This is a genomic window from Pseudoalteromonas sp. SCSIO 43095 (assembly GCF_023650455.1).
In the GTDB taxonomy this organism is placed as follows: domain Bacteria; phylum Pseudomonadota; class Gammaproteobacteria; order Enterobacterales; family Alteromonadaceae; genus Pseudoalteromonas; species Pseudoalteromonas tetraodonis.
In genome coordinates this window covers 1179707-1197993 of sequence record NZ_CP087995.1, presented here as the reverse complement: position 1 = coordinate 1197993, position 18287 = coordinate 1179707, and the positions used below count along the sequence as shown (strand labels likewise).

Below are 18287 nucleotides of genomic sequence, written 5' to 3'. Positions count from 1 at the left end.
AGTTTATAGGTAAGCGATGTGTGCTTAGGTTTGGTTTGATTTGGTAATTAAGTGAATAGTTTATTGGTGTTTTGGGAACTGCAGCCTTAAAGACTGCATTTTTGTAGTTATATAGTTTGCAATGTGATTACTCTGACCATACCGCAAATTCATTTCCATTAGGATCGCTGAAGTGAAATCGTCTACCACCGGGAAATGAAAATGTAGGCTTAATTACTTTGCCTCCAGCTTTTTCAATTTTATTTTGAGTCACTTCAAGGTCATTACTGTATAACACAATTAACGGGCTTCCGTTTTTTAGTAGAAACAACCAAGTCAGATTTAAAGAAACCACCATCAACCCCTTGTGCGGTAAAACTACAATATTCTGGGCCATAATCTACAAATGACCAGCCAAACACCGTTAAATTAGAACACGCTTTTAGCGAAGTGAAAAACCTCTCCAACAGCTGGCATATAAGCGCTAATTACCAAGTGAGTACGCAGCACTTTACTTGCGAACAGTTACTGTTGGCGTTACCCCCTAGTATGATCAGCCAACATTTAATTCCGCATTTATGGGCTGATAATGTTTTAACACAGCGTTTAACGTCGGTGCCTACATCGATGGCAGGCCAAGCAAAGTTTGTTGCCACCTTTGAGCACGCTTTTTGGCGAGATAAAAATTTATCTGGGCAATGTTTTAGCCGTGTTGGTCCATTGGTAGAAATACATGATGCCTCAGCAAGTGATCATGCTCATCCTCCTCTATTTGGCTTTATTGGCATTCCTTACTTACAGCGAAGTCAAGTAACTCGCGAGCAATTAACCCAAGCCTGCCTTGATCAGCTTGGCTGTTTTTATGGTGAGCAGGCTTATACTGCCACTGATTGCACGATAAAAGATTGGGCTGAGGATGAATTTGTGGCCAACAAGGATGACCAACTAGGTGTATCGCAGCATCCTGAATTTAATTTTTCAGGGCTCAGCGAGCAACTTAAACAGCTAACAGTGCATTTTGTGGGGAGTGAGTTTGCACAACAGGAGGCTGGCTATTTAGAGGGGGCTATAAACGCCGTAGATAGCGCCTTAGCTAATTTAATAAATACTTAATACCTTACAAAGGCGTGCTTAGGCACGCCTTTGTAAGGTATTAGTCTTCTGATTTAATGACGGTTTCTTCACCTGTGCCAAGCATGGTTGCTAACCAACGCCCTTCGTCACTGGCTTCTAGCGCTATTTTTACAATCATGGTTAACGGCACCGATAACAACATTCCCACAGAGCCTAATAACCAGCCCCAAAATATTAACGATAAAAACACCACTAACGTAGAAAGCCCTAACCCTTTACCCATGTATTTTGGCTCAACAATATTACCCATTACGGTATTTATAGTTAAATAACCCGCGCCAACGAGGCCTGCCACTAAAGGACCTTGAGTAATAAGCGCCAGTAACAGTGCTGGCACAGCCGCTATGATTGAACCAATGTTAGGAATGTAATTAAGCATAAATGCCAGTACGCCCCAAAGTACAAAGTAATCAACATCGAGTATCCACAAGTAAAAACCAGCAATTACACCGGTGGCTAAACTTACTAGGGTTTTAATGGCCAAATAAGAGTTGATAGAGTCTAAAAAGCGGTCAATTTGCTTAATTTTACTGTCGGGGTCGTCTAGTGCTAAATGTATTTTTTTACCAAGTATGGGCCCTTCAAACAGCATAAAAACAACCGTTAAAATAATTAAAAACATATTGGCCATTACGCTACCTAAGCCGGTTAACATATTGGTGGCAACATCAACCATTTTACCGGGGTCGAACATAGACAAAATTTGTTCTTTATTAATTAAGATATTGTATTGCGACGCCATATCAACCAGCCATACAAATTCTTCTTTTAACTGTACTTTGTATTCAGGTAACTGCTTTGAAAAGTCATTAACCGACTGCCCCACTAAACCGCCTAAGCTGACACCTAAGCCCATAATAATAAGCACCACAAGCACAACCGCTATGCCTTTTGGAATACGGTAGCGAGCAAAAAAATTAATGAGTGGGCTACAAATAATGGCGATGAATGCTGCCAAAATAAACGGAATAACAATAGCACTTGCGGCTTTAATGCCCGCCAATACAATGACCAACGCCGCAAAAATAATTAAGCTTTTATTTACCCCAGTTAAACTTGCCAATACTCTTATCCTATTACTGTTATTTGGCTTCAGTGTAAGGCAAAACCCAATAGAATGAAATGTTAAAGGGTCTGTTGGCCTTTCAAGATTAGATTTGCAGCCGTCTTTTTGGTATTAAGGCAAGGCAGAGCCTATGTGGTGTGGTTGTTCCCCATAAATAGGCGATAACGCAGCATTAATGCCAAACAGGCGCTGCCCTTCGGGTTCTGTCTAGGGGCAATTTACTCTTTGTTGCTCGGTTTTGACTTAGCCCACTAGGTTACAAACCTCGCGCCGCGATTAAATCGCCCCTAGTTTGAACAAATATTAATCCGCAAAGACCAACAGACCCTAGGTGATCATTATAATGATTAGTACGTATAAATTTGCAAATCGTTGAGCTGGGGAGTATAAATTTTAAACATCCCGCTTTATTTATAATTTTGGAGTTGCAATGCATATATTTTTTACAGGCGCCACGGGCTTAATTGGTAGGCACCTATGCCCTTTCTTGTTGCACCACCACGACATTACGGTACTAAGTAGAAACCCAACCAAAGCTAAAGTGTTGTTAGGCCACAGAGTAAATGCTATTAGCAGCTTAGACGATGTCGATTTTAATACGGTCGATATTGTCATTAATTTAGCCGGCGAACCTATCGTTAATAAACGCTGGAGTGATAAACAAAAAGCAAAAATACGCGATAGCCGAATTATTATTACCAAAGCCATAAGTGATGCAATTAGTCAATGTCATACACCGCCACATACGTTTATTTCAGGCAGTGCAATAGGCTATTATGGTCGCCAAGGTAAAACCCAAGTTGATGAAAACAACACAGAACCACACGATGAATTTAGTCACCAACTTTGTAAAGATTGGGAACTCGCTGCATTAAAAGCTGAGTCTGACGATACTCGTGTTTGCTTACTTCGCACAGGTATTGTACTGGCTAAAAAAGGCGGCGCACTTGGAAAAATGTTGCCTGCATTTAAGCTTTGTTTAGGCGGGCCAATTGGCAATGGCGAGCAAGGTATGTCGTGGATCCACATTGATGACATGGTGCAGCTCATTTTATTTTTGATTCGTAATCAAGATATCTCTGGTGCTATAAATGCAACAGCCCCGCACCCGGTGAGCAATAAACAATTTAGCCAATCATTGGGTAAAGCATTGTCACGCCCTGCCTTTATGCCCATGCCTGCAGCTGTGCTCAATGTTTTAATGGGAGAAATGGCAGATCTACTTACAACAGGCCAATTTGTGGTGCCTAAAAAAGCATTAGAAAATAATTACCGTTTTCACTTTTCTGAAATCGATGCCGCATTAAAAAGTTTAGTTTAACGAGAGGTCTTAAAGGGTTAAGATTGTAGCGAGGGAGTATAAAGTTAATACTTTTTACTCCCTTGCTATTTTAGTGTTACTACCTAATAATGAGTTAAGCGTTATTTCTTATTCAGCTAAAAGAGCAACTAAAACATGCTTCATTTACCCACATTAATTAGCCTCTGTTTTATTCTTAACTTGTTTATTGCGGTGTTCTTTTTTTCTGTGTATTCATATAAAAAACAACCTAGCTTTTTATTTTTTGCTACTGCCTGCTGCTCGTTTATAACTGCAATTGCCCTAATTGGTTCAAGAGGGCTGATTGACTATCCACTTTTAACTTACTTTTTTGCTTACCTATTTATTATTTTAACCCCACTCCTGCTTATTTTAGGGTTAATACCACAAAGCACGGTACCTACAGTAAAGCTAACGCCTTTATATTATGCCTGTGCTATATGTTGCACATTGCTACTTGCTGCGTATCTCATTGATGCGGGGCAAATTATTACCAGTATTATTACTGCCGTATTATTTAGCTACGCGGCCTATTTAACGGTCAAAACCCCCAGTGTTGCTAAAGTACAGCAACGACTACTAATTGCCTGCTTTTCACTACACAGTGTAGTAATGCTGTTGCAAGTTGTACTTCTTGTTTTACCCTACTTTAGCCAAATTAGTCAGGCGAACTTAGCCGCGGGATTACAACTATTATTGGTCTCGCATTTATTTTTAACCACAGCCAGTGCATTAATTCTGCCGTTTATTGCTTTTGCCAATGAAGAATCAAAACTAATAAACTTAGCGAATCACGATCCGCTCACACAATTATTAAACAGGCGAGGCTTTTTCCGTCTGTGTAAAAAAATAACCCACACTGCACCGCTTGACAGCAGAGTGTCGTTAATTATGCTCGATATCGATCTTTTTAAACAAGTGAACGACCAATATGGCCATGAAACTGGCGACGAAGCAATAAAGTGGATTGCACAACATATTAACGAATTGTTTTTTGAAGCAGGCATTACCGCTCGAATTGGCGGAGAAGAGTTTGCTATTTTCCTTAACCAAAAAAATCTTACTCAAGCAAGGCAGTTAGCCCAAAAGCTATGCAAAAGTATTGATCAATATCCCTTTTATTTTAATGGTAATAGCATTGCACTGTCTGTTAGTGCCGGAGTAAGTAGCGCACTTATTCGCGATTTAAATATGCAAGCGCTGCTATTACAGGCTGATAAACGCCTTTATCTTGCCAAAGAAACGGGTCGCAATAAAGTTGTTACTCATGATGAAAAAAGCGCACTCATGAATAGCCCTACTGCTATTATTTAATTTAGTAATAAAAAAAGCGGGGTCAAACCTGACCCCGCTTTATAATCAAACCAATTAATTTATTACTTACTGATCCAAGGTGTTACTTTAACTACCTCGTTAATATCAGCCAATACTTTGGTGTCGTTTTGCCAGTTGTCTGTTACTTCAAAATAACACACTGATTTTTCGCATGTTATGTGCTCATCATCAAATTGTTTAGGCGCATTAAAAGTAACAACCACCCCTATTTGCTCAGGCAGTAAAAACCACATTAGTTTACTAACAAAAAAGCCCGACAAATCTGTTAAAAGCGCTTCAAGCTCATTATTAATGGTTAATAATGATTGCTTTGAAAAGGTTAGCCCTTCTAGCTCGTTGGCCTCTATTTGAAGCTTTAACTGACAATCATGAACCGGATTTTTAGGCTGAACCACAATCACCGCTTTGTCGGTATCGAGCTGCTTATCATACGGTAATAACAATTGCGCTTTGTCGGTGTAATTAAGCGGGTACTCATTTTTTTCAGTTAAAATAGTGCCGCTTTTAATACTACACACCTCATTAGTACCAATATCGCTGATATAAAAGTTTACACGGGCGTATTGAAAATCACCTTTGTTTACTACTTTTAACCGGTCGTAAAAACCGTCATACGACATAACAAACTCTTTGGCATAGGCGTTATTTGCCGCTATTGTTAAAAAACAGGTCGCTATAGTCGTCACTAATTTTAATACTGGTTTATTCATCAAAGTACGCTCGGTTTTGATTGATCATCGTATTTAGCTCTTCAATGTACGCTTCACCACGCTCTGAGTAGGACATCAGCCCAAGGGTTAGCTTAGTCGCCTTAATTGGCTTTTGCTGTGCGCGTAAATCTTCACGTATACTGCGTAATTGTTTATAAGCATTATGTGTATTAATATTTCTAAAATATGACGTTACTGCAGCGCGAACCGATTTAAATGCAGCCACTTCATGCTCGGCTTCATTATTACGTCTTCTTGGCACCATGCCACAGCCTTTTTTGTAGCACCATTGGCCAAAAAAATTTAAGCCTATTTGGGCAAAGCGAGAGGTACCCCATGCCGACTCATTAGCTGCTTGCATTAGCGCAAGTTCTTTAGGAATAATATCTACACGGCGCAGCGCTTGAGTTAGTGTAAGCGTGTCTAAGGTTTCAGGTAAGCGGTATAATTTAAGTATTTTTTTAATATCGCTCGCTTGTTTTTTACTTAACGGCTCGTCGTGTTCTAGCATCATGCGCGCAATTTCAATGTTTGCACGTTGCTGTAAAATCTTTTTGTTTTCGGCTTCTACATGAGGCTTAATGAAGTTAAAAAACGCATGCTTTTTCTCTTTTACATCGGTGTATTCTGAGAATTTTGGCAACTTAACATTGTGCAATGGTTTTTCTTTCTTCTTTTCTTTTTTAATGTCGTCGGCACGTGTTTGTTCATCTGAAACAAACTCATCAGTTTGTATAAATGGATGAGTAAGTGCCCAAATAACAAGGGCGGCTAACAACAACTGAAAAATAGTTTTTAACATGTATTATCTCAATTAAACTCTAAGTTATGTATGGTGTAGTCACATACATACGAACGCTCATTATACCTAAGCCACTTTATAAACGCGAATACCGAACAACTGAATAAAATTCATACGCCTATTGTGAGTTATTTATAATATACTAAGCGTTAAAGTCGTAGATATAGAGATAGGTTGTGACATGGATAAACAGTGGCAAAATAGAATAATTGAACAATATAAGCACCGCCCAAACGATAACCGCTCTCCTTGGCAAATAGACCGCTCTCGAATTATTCATGCTGCAGCATTTAGACGCCTTCAAGCCAAAACTCAAATAATGAGTATTGGTTTAAATGATTTTTATCGCACACGTCTTACCCATTCTTTAGAAGTATCGCAAATAGGCACGGGCATATTACGTCACTTAAAAGCCCAGCACCCTCGTTTTGAACATTTTCCATCAACCGGATTACTCGAAACCTTGTGTTTAGCTCACGACATCGGCCATCCGCCCTTTGGGCACGGCGGAGAAATTGCGCTTAACTACATGATGCGTGATCATGGTGGGTTTGAAGGTAACGCACAAACGCTACGAATAGTTGCCAAACTAGAGCCTTACAGTAATGGCTATGGCATGAACTTAACAAGGCGCACATTATTAGGGTTTATAAAGTACCCTGGTTTTATCAACCAGCTGTGGTACAACATTCCCAAAGTAGATAAACAACGCGCGTTTATAAAAGCCGACGACTGGCGACCTGCTAAAGGTATTTACAACGACGATGCACCTATATTTAATTGGATCATTGAACCACTAAGCCAAAACGATAAAGCATTATTAACCAGCCAAAATATTGTAGATTCATACCGAGCTAAAACACGCTATAAATCTCTTGATAGTGCCATTATGGAACTGGCTGATGACATTGCCTATGCCGTACACGACCTTGAAGATGCCATAGCCACCGATGTATTAAGCCTAGACGATTGGTTAACCCATGCATTGCCGCACTTACAAGCACTCAACTATGATTGGTTAAATACGCTACTTAAATCACTTACAGAGCGATTATTTTCAAAGCACGAACATGAGCGCAAAGATGCCATTGGTGAATTAGTAAATACCTTTATTATTCATATTCATTTAGACATACAAAACGATGCCTTTGAATGCCCTATTTTAAAGCACACCGCTAAATTAGATCAGCAATACCAAAACGTATTACAAATACTTAAACATTTTGTATTTCAACGCTTGATACGCGACCCACAAATGCAACAAATAGAATTTAAAGGGCAAAATCTGCTTATTGAACTGTTTACCGCATTTGCCAGCGATCCAATGCGGTTATTACCCGAAACCACGCAAGCACTTTACCTAGAAGCCGAAAAACACCATCAAGGCATGCGAATTATTTGTGACTACTTAAGCGGTATGAGTGACGAATACGCTTATAAAACCTATCAACGGTTGTTCTCACCCATACAATAAAGTAGTGAGCATAAAAAAGCCGAGTCACTTAAGTAACTCGGCTTTTCGTTAGCTTATAAAGTCACATTAAAGTGATTTAATGCCCATGTTGTAAAGCGTAAAACCGTACATGTCGGCATAAAGATCAATAATTTTACTGGTTGGTGTACCTGCACCATGGCCTGCATTGGTTTCAATACGAATAAGCGTTGGGTTAGTACCCGCTTGCTTCGCTTGAAGCTCTGCTGCAAATTTAAATGAATGCGACGGTACAACGCGGTCATCATGATCGCCTGTAGTGATCATCGTCGCCGGATATTCAACCCCTGCTTTTACATTATGTATTGGCGAGTAGCCTTTTAAGTAATCAAACATTTCTTTACTTTGGTCGCTAGTACCGTAATCGTATGCCCAGCCAGCACCCGCTGTAAAGGTATGATAACGAAGCATATCCAGTACGCCTACCGCAGGTAGCGCCACTTGAAATAAGTCAGGTCGCTGGGTCATTACGGCACCGACTAATAACCCGCCGTTTGAACCACCTCGCAGTGCTAGGCGCTTTTTAGAGGTGTATTTTTTATCTTGTAAGTATTGTGCGGCGGCAATAAAGTCGTCAAATACGTTTTGCTTTTGCAATTGCGTACCTGCTTTATGCCACTCTTTACCATACTCACCGCCGCCACGAATGTTTGCCACTGCGTATACGCCTCCTTGCTCAAGCCAAGCCGCTGTTGTAGAGCTAAAGCGAGGTGTTAAGCTTATATTAAAGCCACCATAGCCATATAAAATAGTTGGGTTGCTACCGTCTAATTCAATATCACTTTTGTAAGTAATAATCATCGGTACTTTAGTGCCGTCTTTAGAGGTATAAAATACTTGCTCTGAGGTGTAGTTGTCGCTATTAAAATCAATCCCTGACTTACGATATACTTTTGACTCACCGCTTTGTACATCAAAGCTGTAAGTCGTGCCAGGGGTTTTATAGTTAGTAAATGAGTAATAAAGCGTAGTTTGCTCTTTTTTACCGCCAAAGCCAGCCGCCGTACCAACGCCTGGTAAACTAATATCGCGGATCAATTCGCCCTGCTTGTTGTACTGCTTCACTTTAGAAATAGCATCAACCATGTAGTTGGCAAAGAATGTGTTACCGCCAAGCGTTACATTAAGTACGTTTTCGGTTTCTGGAATAAAGTCTTGCCAGTTTTCAGGTTGCGGGTTGCTTGCATCAACCGTCACTACTTTTTTATTTGGAGCATTTAAGTTAGTAACCAAAAATAGCTTGCTGCCTTCGTTATCAATCACGCTGGTATCAGAGTCGGTATTACCCACTACGGTAACAAACTCGCTATCTGGCTTAGTTAAATCTTTAATAAATAATTTATTGCCTGAAGTCGATACGCTCGCACTAATAAACAAATAACGGCCATCTTTGGTCGCTTTAGCGCCCACATAACGGTGTTTTTGCTCAGCGGTATCGCCAAATACTAGCGTATCCTCGCTTTGGGCTTGACCTAATTTATGGTAGTACACTTTATGTTGATCAGTTTTTGCAGAAAGCTCACTGCCTTCTGGTTTGTCGTAGCTTGAATAATAAAAACCATCATTTGCCAACCAACTTACGCCACTAAATTTAACATCAACCAGTGCTTGCTCTACTTGCTCTTTGGTTTCGGTGTCTATAACAATGATTTTACGCCAATCACTGCCACCTTCCGATATTTGGTATGCTAACAATGAGCCGTCTTCTGAAAATGATAAGCCCGACATTGAAGTGGTACCATCTTCACTAAAGGTATTAGGATCTAAGAAAATCTCAGCCTCGCCGCCGTCTTTACTGCGGTATAAAACGTACTGATTTTGCAGGCCATCATTTTTGTAAAAATAGGTGTAATCACCTTCGGTGAACGGCGCGCTGATTTTTTCGTAGTTCATTAACTTTTCAAGGCGCTGCTTTAACGTATCTCTGTACGGTATTTGCTCTAAATAAGAAAAGGTTAGGTTATTTTGTGTTTTAACCCATTGAGCCGTTTCATCACTCATATCATCTTCTAACCAACGATACGGATCAGCCACATTTTCACCAAAGTAAGTGTCAACCACTGTGCCTTTTTTAGTTTCAGGGTAATTTAGATAGTTAACTGCTTTCATCGCTGTTTTTACTTCATTTTGAGTGGTGTTTTTTGCAGGTTGTGAACAACCCGCAAGTGCGATTACAACCGCACAGGTCAGTGTTTTTTTTAGCATTGTTATTTTATTCCCTTGTTGATAATCACTCTAAGTTATTAACTTTTACTGCTTTTGTCTATTAAGATGCGGTAAACGTCATTTATCGCTGTTAACCTGCGCTTAGTTACGCTTAAATACTTTAATGAACAACGTTAAAACACCAATAGGCTAAGTAATGACAGAAACCCAATCCTTTACAAGCTTTAAACGCTTTTACCCTTATTACTTAAAAGAGCATCGCAATCAAACCTGTCGTAGATTGCATTTTATAGGCAGTAGTTTAGTACTGTTACTAACAGGCTATGCGTTTTTTAGCTCACAACTTATGTTGTTATGGTTATTACCAGTGATTGGTTATGGCTTTGCGTGGGTTGGGCATTTCTTTTTTGAAAAAAACCGCCCTGCTACATTTAAGCACCCGTTGTATAGTTTATGGGGCGATTGGGTAATGTTTAAAGATATGCTCACAGGTAAAATCAAATGGTAAATGGCGACTTACGCTACAAGCTACTCAAATACTCCACCTGCCACTGTAAATAAATTGTAGATTGAATGTAATTCAATTGACCTTGGTTGTAAAAATGGTCTGAATCGCCCCGAGTTCATCGGAGACCAGTTTGTTTAAGTCAGGCCACTTTACCTGACTCGTTTAAATTATCATAGTAGTCTGTTTCATATTGAGCTGGTGAAATATACCCAATTGAAGATAATAAGCGTTGATTATTAAACCAATTGACCCACTCTAACGTTGCGTATTCAACAGCATCAACATTCTTCCACGGGCCATTTCTGCGAATAATCTCTGTTTTAAATAATCCATTTATTGTTTCAGCCAATGCATTGTCATAAGAGTCACCCACACTGCCTACAGACGCTTGAATTCCAGCTTCAGCAAGTCGCTCAGTGTATCGTATAGACAAATATTGGCTGCCTCTGTCGCTGTGGTGAATTAACCCTTCGGGGTTGCCACGATGCCAAATAGCTTGCTCTAACGCATCAAGAATAAGCTCTGTGTGCATTGTCGTTGATACACGCCAACCTACAATGTATCGTGAAAAAACATCTATCACGAAAGCGACATAAACAAACCCACTCCATGTGGCAACATAGGTGATGTCAGCTACCCAAAGTTGATTTGGCTGCTCAGCAGTAAATTGACGATTAACTAAATCAAGTGGCTTATCTTGTTGCTCGTCAGGTATCGTTGTCTTATGTGCTTTACCCCGACGAACACCTTGAATTCCCATAACTCGCATCAATCGTTCGACTGTACAGCGGGCGACTTGATGGTCGTCAAGCTGTAGCTGCTTCCATATTTTTCTTGCACCATAAACTGACATATTATCCTCCCACACTTCGCGAATGAGTATTATCAGCTCAGCATCACGCTTTTTGCGGTTAGACAGTCGCTCAGGCTCTCTTTGTATCTGTTTATGAGAATAATACGTTGATGGTGCAATCGGCAATTCCTTGCAAATTGACTCGACACCGTAATGCTCTCTGCAAGCATCAATAAAATCCACTATTACTTCTGTTTGCGGTCGAGCTCCGCTTGGGCGAAAAAAGCGGCAGCTTGCCTCAGGATATCATTCGTTCGCTTGAGCTCTTTATTCTCGCGCTCTAAGACGGCAAGGCGTTCTTCAGTTGATTGCGTATTAGAAGAGGGTTTAGACGGTTGAGCTTGAGATTTCTTGACCCATGCTCTAAGTGTTTCTGGGGTACATCCCAGTTTATCTGAAATCGATACGAGCGCAGCCCAAAGAGAAGGGTATTCATGCTGTTGTGTGGTAACAAGCCTAATTGCACGTTCACGAAATTCTGATGTATAGCGATTTGATTTTTTCATAGTTCCAGTTTCTCAAGTTATTGAGTCTCTGGCAAACACGGGGCGATTCAGTCTACCTTGACAATAGAAATTTCAATTAGTTCATTAATAATTGAATTACCTGTAGAGCATTGAATGAGGGAAACTAATCATGCAACTAAAACAGCTATTTACAGCAAAAAAAACCATTACACTCAGTGTTACCATTGCACTACTTGGATCCTGGTCGGTAAATGCCGCACAGCAAGACACACAAGCAGAAGAAAATATTGAACAAATTAGTGTAATTGGCTCTCGCCGACTCGGCCGCACAGTTGAAGACAGCCCAGTTCCGATTGATATCATTAGCGGTGATGCCCTAAAAAGTTCAGGGCAAACTGAAACCAATGCACTACTGAGCACTTTATTACCAAGCTTTAATTTCCCTCAGCCATCAATCACCGATGGCAGCGACCATGTGCGCCCCGCTCAACTGCGAGGCTTAGCACCTGATCACACCTTAGTGCTCGTCAATGGTAAACGTCGCCATAGTAATGCACTGCTTAATTTAAACGGTTCAACCGGTCGTGGGTCATCATCAGTTGATTTAAACGCTATTCCAGCCAATGCCATTGAGCGAATAGAAGTATTGCGCGACGGTGCCGCAGCGCAATATGGCTCAGACGCTATTGCCGGTGTGATTAATATAGTCCTTAAAAGTAATAGCAGTGGTGGCAGCCTAGGTGCTGTATATGGAGCAAACATAACTGAAATGCAGGGTGTGCCTCAACTAGAATCCGTTTCTGAAGACGCCAATGGCAACTTAGCCTTTAATGAAGGCAGCGACCGCTCGCTGACCGACGGCCAAACCTTAACCCTGCAAGGTAATATGGGGTTTGAATTGGGCGATAACGGCTTTTTAAGTATTTCTACTGAATATCGCGACCGTAGCTCAACGAATCGCTCTGATTATGACCAGCGCGAAAATTACGCCCGCCTACCTGATGGCTCTCTTGATCCGCGTGAGTTCACATGGGATCGTTACAATCATAACTTTGGCAATGGCACCGTTGAAGACTTTGCGCTGTTTTATAATGCTGGTTATCAATTAACTAACGATGCCGAGCTCTACTCGTTTGGCTCTTACAGCAAGCGTGAAGGCGAGGGCGGAGGCTTTTATCGTCGCGCACAAGACAGCCGTAACGTAGCAGATATTTATCCTGATGGCTTTTTACCGGTGATCACCTCAGATATTGACGATTTTTCGTTAGCACTTGGCGTAAAAGGTTTTGCTAATGAATGGAATTACGACGCTTCTGCTGTATACGGCCAAGATGCCTTTAACTTTGGTGTTATTGATAGCTTAAACACCTCATATGGGCCTAGCAGTCAAACCAGTTTTGATGCCGGTACACTTACTTACGATCAGCTGACTATTAACCTTGATTTTAGCCGCGAGATTGATGCTGACTTTTTAGCTAGTGGAATTAACGTCGCAGTGGGCGCTGAATATCGTCGTGAAGGCTACGAAATTCAAGCAGGCGAAGAAGCCTCATACGCACAAGGCACTTTTGGCCCTGGTGGCGCAGTAACCGATCCAGTTAATGGCCCATTTGGCTCTGCAGGTTCGCAAGTATTCCCCGGTTTCACACCTGAGTCTGCGGGTGATAACAGCCGCCATAACGTTAGCCTTTACGTTGATTTAGAAGCCTTTATTACAGATAACTGGAACGTTGCCGTCGCAGCGCGTTACGAAGACTACTCTGACTTTGGTGATACGCTTAATGGTAAAATTGCTACCCGTTATACGCTAACAGAAGATTTAGCATTACGCGGCTCTGTATCAACCGGCTTTAGAGCGCCCTCTCTGCAACAACAATATTTTACTTCAGTAGCGACCGTGTTTGTTGATGGTATTCCAACACAAACAGGGACGTTTGCCCCAAGTAGTGATGTAGCCGTTGCATTGGGATCACCGGGCTTAGATGCAGAAGAAGCCATCAACTACGGGGTAGGTTTTACCTGGTCAACCGACTTTAATTTCAGCTTATCTGTTGATTATTACCAAATATTAATTGATGACCGTATTGTGTTATCAAATAACCTGTCGGGCGCAGGTGTAGCAAGCTTACTTGAGGGCACAGGGGCTAACCAAGGGCGGTTTTTCTTAAACGCGATTGATAGCAAAACCCGTGGCGTTGATGTGGTTGCCTCTTACAACCTAGTGACCGATAACTACGGCGATGTAGCGTTTAATTTAGGCTATAACTACGGCAAAAACGAAGTGACCAATATTATTGCCCCACCCGCTGAGCTACAAAGCGTAGGTGTTGAACAAGATAATTTGTTTTCGGGTAATGAACTGCGCCGTTTTGAAGTAAGTACCCCGCGTAATAAATACAACCTAAGCGCGACATGGACACTAAACGAATGGCGTACCACACTTCGCAGCACTCGCTATGGTGAAACACAAGACCCATCAGAAATTCCAGAGCGTAACGAAGTGCTCAAGCCAAAGTGGATCACCGACTTAGATGTTGCCTATTCACTTAATAACAACATTACTCTGAGCTTAGGCGCGAATAATGTGTTTGATGTATACCCAGATCCAACTCGTGATTTAGTGAGCGATGTAACCACTTTCTCTCGTTTGTTCTCTTACTCGGGCTTTTCGCCATTTGGTTTTAATGGCCGCTATGTTTACGGCAAAGTTGAAATGAAATTTTAAGCTGCAGCTAAAAACAAAAAGCCACACTATTTAGTGTGGCTTTTTAATAGATTAGGGTCTGTTGATCTTTCAAGGTTAAATTTGCAGCAGTCTGTTTGGTATTTAGGCAAGGCAGAGCCTATGTGGTGTGGTTATTCCCCATAAATAGGCGATAACGCAGCATCAATGCCAAACAGGCGCTGCCCGAAGGGTTCTGCCTAGGGACGATTTACTCTTTGTTGCTCGGTTTTTACTTAGCCCACTAGGTTACAAACCTCGCGCCGCGATTAAACCGCCCCTAGTTTGAACAAATTTTAATCCGCCAAGGTCAACAGACCCTAGAACCCGATTAGATTTTAGTTAACCAACCGTGTGTATCTTCACTTTTACCCCATTGAATATCGTTCAATGCTTGACGTAAACGTGCTGTTGTTGGCCCTGGTTCACCATTACCCACTTTGTATTCTTTATCGTTATGGATAAACGTACCTACTGGTGTTAATACTGCTGCAGTGCCTGAAAGTGCTGCTTCAGTGCCTGGTTTTGCTGCACGCTCTAAAAGCTCAGTTACGGTAAAGTTACGCTCGCTTACCGTCATTCCTAAATCTCTCGCAATGGTTAAAATACTATTACGAGTAACACCATGTAAAAAGGTGCTGTCGAGTGCTTTAGTAATTATTTCGTTGCCATCAATTAATATAAAGTTGGCCGCGCCGGTTTCTTGCACATCGCCACCTGGGCAAAATAAAATTTGATCTGCTTTGTATTTAGTGCGCGCTGCTGAAATTGGTCCTAATGCACTGGCGTAGTTACCACCACTTTTGATCATACCCATATGCGGGGCACAGCGCATGCCGTCTTCTTCTAATAAAACACGTAAAGCGGTAGCGCCACCTGAAAAGTAATCACCCACTGGCGATAATAACGTATAAAGCAGTGAACTCATTGAAGGCGCAGCCGCTTTGCCAATGGCAGCTTCAGTACCAATGTGCGTTGGGCGAATATACATAGAACCAGGAGGAAGCGGCGTTTCATCGGCGTATTCACGAACAATATCGATGATCATTGTTTTTAGCATCTCGCCATCAACCGCTGGTAAACTTAATAATTCAGAACTTTGCTGCATACGTGCAATGTTTGCATCCATTCTAAAAATATTTACTGAACCATCTTCATGGCGAAAGGCTTTTAACCCTTCAAAACATGTACTTGAATAATGAAGAACGTGCGCACCTGCATGTAACTCAAGCTTATCGCAAGGAACAATTGAGCTTTCGCCCCACTGGTTGTCAGAAAACTTAGCTTGAATCATCTGCGGCATAAACACAGTACCAAATGCTGCCATTTTTATTCTCTCTTGTGTGGTCTATTTTTCTCCATTGTATGACAACCCGCTACTATTTAACCATAGCAAAACGAGCTGTTTTTAAATTAATTAGAAGAATTTTTTGCATGTACTGATGATTATTTAATCAAAAAAGCGCTTACCAACTCTTTAATGCAATATTCAGCTAACATTTTATAGTTAGCTGATTAATTAATGCATACATTATAGTTGCGGTTATTTTATTAACCTCTATTTAAATGAATAACGCAATATACGCTTTAACACTGAGGTGTATTGATGAAAAAATCCGCCAGTATTATAAGCAATGCCCTGCTTTTGTAATGCAGCTTGTACTTTAGGCGCAATTTCTTGATAACGGGACGATGGCAAATCAGGAAATAAATGATGCTCTATTTGAAAGCTTAAATGCCCAGTTAAAATATGAAACCAACGCGCCCCTTTAATGTTTGACGACCCCAGCGCTTGGCGATAATACCATTGCCCTTGGCTTTCGTTTTTGCATTCTTGCTCATAAAAGGTATGGGTTTGCTCAGTAAAATGGCCACAAAAGATAATGGTTGAGGTCCATAGGTTACGAATTAAGTTTGCCAGCAAATTACCGCTTAATACCCACAAAAATAATGGCCCCGCCAAAACTGGAAATAACACATAGTCTTTAATTAGTTGGCGCGCCCCTTTACTAAAAAAGCGCTTTTTTAAGGTGCTATGCGCCACAGCACCTTCACGGTTTGGTTTCTTTTTACCTATAAAGACTCGCTCGCCTGCGAGCTCGTGATACGACACGCCCCACTGAAACAGCACGCTCAGATTTAAATAAGTAATAAACTGCCATGTATTTTTTAGTCGCCATTTAAAGTCATTGCTCAATCTTAATAAGCCATAACCAAAGTCACGATCTTTTCCGATAATATTAGTGTAAGTATGGTGTTCAAAGTTATGAACGCGGTTCCAGCTTTGGCCGTCGCAGGCTATATCCCACTCGTAAGTTTTAGAGTTAAGCTGTTTGTCGTTCATCCAATCGTATTGACCATGCATTACATTGTGGCCAATTTCCATGTTGTCGAGAATTTTAGCCAAACCAAGTAACAACACACCCGCTACCCACAATAATGGCTGTACAAAACCAAGCATCAATAAAATCCGCCCACCTATTTCGCAAAACCGCTGCTTACGTACAATAGAACGAATATAGTTTGCATCCTTTTGCCCAACTGTAGCTAATGTCGACATTTTAATTTCATCTAAATCATCGGCTAACTGTTGATAATTAATGGTTGTCATAGCTGTAACTCCAAATCGCTAACGGCTTGGCTCACACACAGTTGAATTAACTGCTCGCCAGTGTCTGATAATTGATTAGTTTTTAAATTACGCACCACTCCCGACTTTTTAATGCACTGGCATTGATGGCAAATACCAATGCCGCAACCACGCTGCACAGGGAGTTTTTTTGCTTCAAACTGGTTTAATAGCACCTCATTACTAGTCACTACATGCGTGTCTTTATTTATTATTACTGAAAAATGATTGTCGTCAGTCAATTTAGGCATGGATATAGCAAACGATTCTTGGTAATAGGTTAAATTAAGTAGACGAGTAAAATCTGCAACTTCTTGCATAAAGCCAGCAGGACCACAGCAATATATATCAGGATTATCGTCCGTATTTATATGAGTAGTTAAATATGGGCTTCGATCCCGTGTAAGCAGTACGTAAGAAAAATGATTATATTGCTGTGTCAGCATTTTTAACTCATTAGTGCATTGATGCTCACCTGCTTTAGCAAAGTAAATTAATTTTATCTGATGCTCAGTATTACCTAGCTGCTGATCAAGCATTGCAAGCATAGGCGTAATTCCCGAACCACCAGCAATAAACGTGCTGGGTTTGTGCCAGCTTTTAAATACAAAGTCGCCACTTGGTGAAGAAATATTACACCATGGCTGCACCGCTAATGCATTTTGCAATTGGCTTGTAAAATGACCTTGCTGATCTGTTTTTACTAATAAACGAAGTAAACCTGTCGCCTTAAATTGTGCGGGGCTGCATGCCAAAGTAAACACTCGAGTAAGCAAACGTCCATTAGCTTCCACCGTTAAGCTAATGTGTTGACCAGCAATATGTATAGGCCACTTTTTACTTGGTTTAAGTGAAATACTTAAAAATCGCCCGCTTAGCGCTTGAACATCAACAACCTTGGCTCGAAAAAGGTCAGCGCGCCAGGCAGGTTTAAACACTTGCATTATTGGCTCAATATAAGCTGCAAAGCTTTGATGGTGTAAAAACCATTTTGAAAATTGGTCTAATACCGGAGTTAACATGGTTATAAATTCTCTATTTAAATCGACTACCCATCAGTTTCTGCTGGGTTTTATATTTGAGCATACACGTGTAAGCTCAAA

The 18287-nt window shown here is 41.0% G+C and carries 13 protein-coding genes, 2 pseudogenes and 1 other annotated feature; of the genes and pseudogenes, 6 read left to right on the top strand and 9 right to left on the bottom strand.

From position 1 onward, the window contains the following. Nucleotides 1–127 precede the first annotated feature (127 nt). A pseudogene (locus LOC50_RS05730) lies at nucleotides 128–458 on the bottom strand (VOC family protein). Here LOC50_RS05730 and LOC50_RS05725 point away from each other — a divergent pair. Continuing rightward, a pseudogene (locus tag LOC50_RS05725) lies at nucleotides 394–1092 on the top strand (FAD-dependent oxidoreductase); the annotation flags it as partial. The pseudogenes LOC50_RS05730 and LOC50_RS05725 sit on opposite strands and share 65 nt — an antisense overlap. A gap of 40 nt (nucleotides 1093–1132) precedes the next feature. Here the strand turns inward: LOC50_RS05725 and LOC50_RS05720 are convergent. After that, nucleotides 1133–2176 carry an AI-2E family transporter gene (locus LOC50_RS05720; protein ID WP_248531999.1) on the bottom strand — a complete coding sequence of 348 codons (1044 nt, stop codon included), beginning with the start codon at nucleotides 2174–2176 and terminating at the stop codon, nucleotides 1133–1135. 433 nt (nucleotides 2177–2609) lie between these two features. Here LOC50_RS05720 and LOC50_RS05715 point away from each other — a divergent pair, with 433 nt between their 5' ends. Both LOC50_RS05715 and LOC50_RS05710 read left to right on the top strand, forming a co-directional pair. Further along, a complete protein-coding gene (locus LOC50_RS05715) occupies nucleotides 2610–3500 on the top strand; it encodes a TIGR01777 family oxidoreductase (RefSeq protein WP_250653774.1) in 891 nt (296 codons plus the stop codon). Nucleotides 3501–3635: 135 nt separating this feature from the next. After that, complete coding sequence (locus LOC50_RS05710; protein WP_250653773.1) at nucleotides 3636–4814, top strand: GGDEF domain-containing protein; 1179 nt, start codon at nucleotides 3636–3638, stop codon at nucleotides 4812–4814. 62 nt (nucleotides 4815–4876) lie between these two features. Here the strand turns inward: LOC50_RS05710 and LOC50_RS05705 are convergent, their stop codons facing one another. Together LOC50_RS05705 and LOC50_RS05700 are read right to left on the bottom strand one after the other, a co-directional pair. Beyond that, entirely contained in the window at nucleotides 4877–5545 is a 669-nt protein-coding gene (locus LOC50_RS05705) for a DUF2987 domain-containing protein (RefSeq protein WP_289846774.1), read from the bottom strand. After that, nucleotides 5538–6347 (bottom strand): glucosaminidase domain-containing protein, encoded by an 810-nt coding sequence (locus LOC50_RS05700; RefSeq protein ID WP_036982462.1) that lies wholly within the window; start codon nucleotides 6345–6347, stop codon nucleotides 5538–5540. Before LOC50_RS05700 ends, LOC50_RS05705 begins: the two co-directional genes overlap by 8 nt. Before the next feature lie 181 nt (nucleotides 6348–6528). Here LOC50_RS05700 and LOC50_RS05695 point away from each other — a divergent pair, with 181 nt between their 5' ends. Then, a complete protein-coding gene (locus LOC50_RS05695; protein WP_248532005.1) occupies nucleotides 6529–7821 on the top strand; it encodes an anti-phage deoxyguanosine triphosphatase in 1293 nt (430 codons plus the stop codon). Between the two features lie 66 nt (nucleotides 7822–7887). Here LOC50_RS05695 and LOC50_RS05690 read toward each other — a convergent pair whose 3' ends face one another. Next, a complete protein-coding gene (locus tag LOC50_RS05690) occupies nucleotides 7888–10044 on the bottom strand; it encodes a prolyl oligopeptidase family serine peptidase (RefSeq protein WP_248532006.1) in 2157 nt (718 codons plus the stop codon). Nucleotides 10045–10201: 157 nt separating this feature from the next. Between LOC50_RS05690 and LOC50_RS05685 the strand changes: the two genes are divergently transcribed. After that, nucleotides 10202–10513 (top strand): Mpo1-like protein, encoded by a 312-nt coding sequence (locus tag LOC50_RS05685; protein ID WP_036982453.1) that lies wholly within the window; start codon nucleotides 10202–10204, stop codon nucleotides 10511–10513. Nucleotides 10514–10652: 139 nt separating this feature from the next. On the opposite strand, the gene LOC50_RS05680 is transcribed toward LOC50_RS05685, so the two are convergent. Beyond that, nucleotides 10653–11872 (bottom strand): IS3 family transposase gene (locus tag LOC50_RS05680; RefSeq protein WP_223230517.1). Its coding sequence is split into 2 segments (ribosomal slippage): nucleotides 10653–11584 and nucleotides 11584–11872, totalling 1221 coding nucleotides; the frame shifts between segments, so codons are not numbered across the junction. Further along, nucleotides 11478–11594, bottom strand: a sequence feature (AL1L pseudoknot). It overlaps the preceding gene by 117 nt. A gap of 130 nt (nucleotides 11873–12002) precedes the next feature. Between LOC50_RS05680 and LOC50_RS05675 the strand changes: the two genes are divergently transcribed. After that, the gene (locus LOC50_RS05675) at nucleotides 12003–14558 is read left to right on the top strand and encodes a TonB-dependent receptor plug domain-containing protein (protein ID WP_250653772.1); all 2556 of its coding nucleotides are present in this window, start codon (nucleotides 12003–12005) and stop codon (nucleotides 14556–14558) included. Nucleotides 14559–14886: 328 nt separating this feature from the next. Here LOC50_RS05675 and LOC50_RS05670 read toward each other — a convergent pair whose 3' ends face one another. The 3 genes from LOC50_RS05670 to LOC50_RS05660 all read right to left on the bottom strand — a co-directional run bounded on the left by LOC50_RS05670 (nucleotide 14887) and on the right by LOC50_RS05660 (nucleotide 18206). Beyond that, nucleotides 14887–15882 (bottom strand): branched-chain amino acid aminotransferase, encoded by a 996-nt coding sequence (locus tag LOC50_RS05670; RefSeq protein WP_250653771.1) that lies wholly within the window; start codon nucleotides 15880–15882, stop codon nucleotides 14887–14889. A 231-nt stretch (nucleotides 15883–16113) separates the two neighbouring features. Continuing rightward, a complete protein-coding gene (locus LOC50_RS05665) occupies nucleotides 16114–17166 on the bottom strand; it encodes a fatty acid desaturase family protein (protein WP_010390270.1) in 1053 nt (350 codons plus the stop codon). Beyond that, nucleotides 17163–18206 carry a flavin reductase family protein gene (locus LOC50_RS05660; protein WP_054201061.1) on the bottom strand — a complete coding sequence of 348 codons (1044 nt, stop codon included), beginning with the start codon at nucleotides 18204–18206 and terminating at the stop codon, nucleotides 17163–17165. Before LOC50_RS05660 ends, LOC50_RS05665 begins: the two co-directional genes overlap by 4 nt. Between the last annotated feature and the right edge of the window lie 81 nt (nucleotides 18207–18287).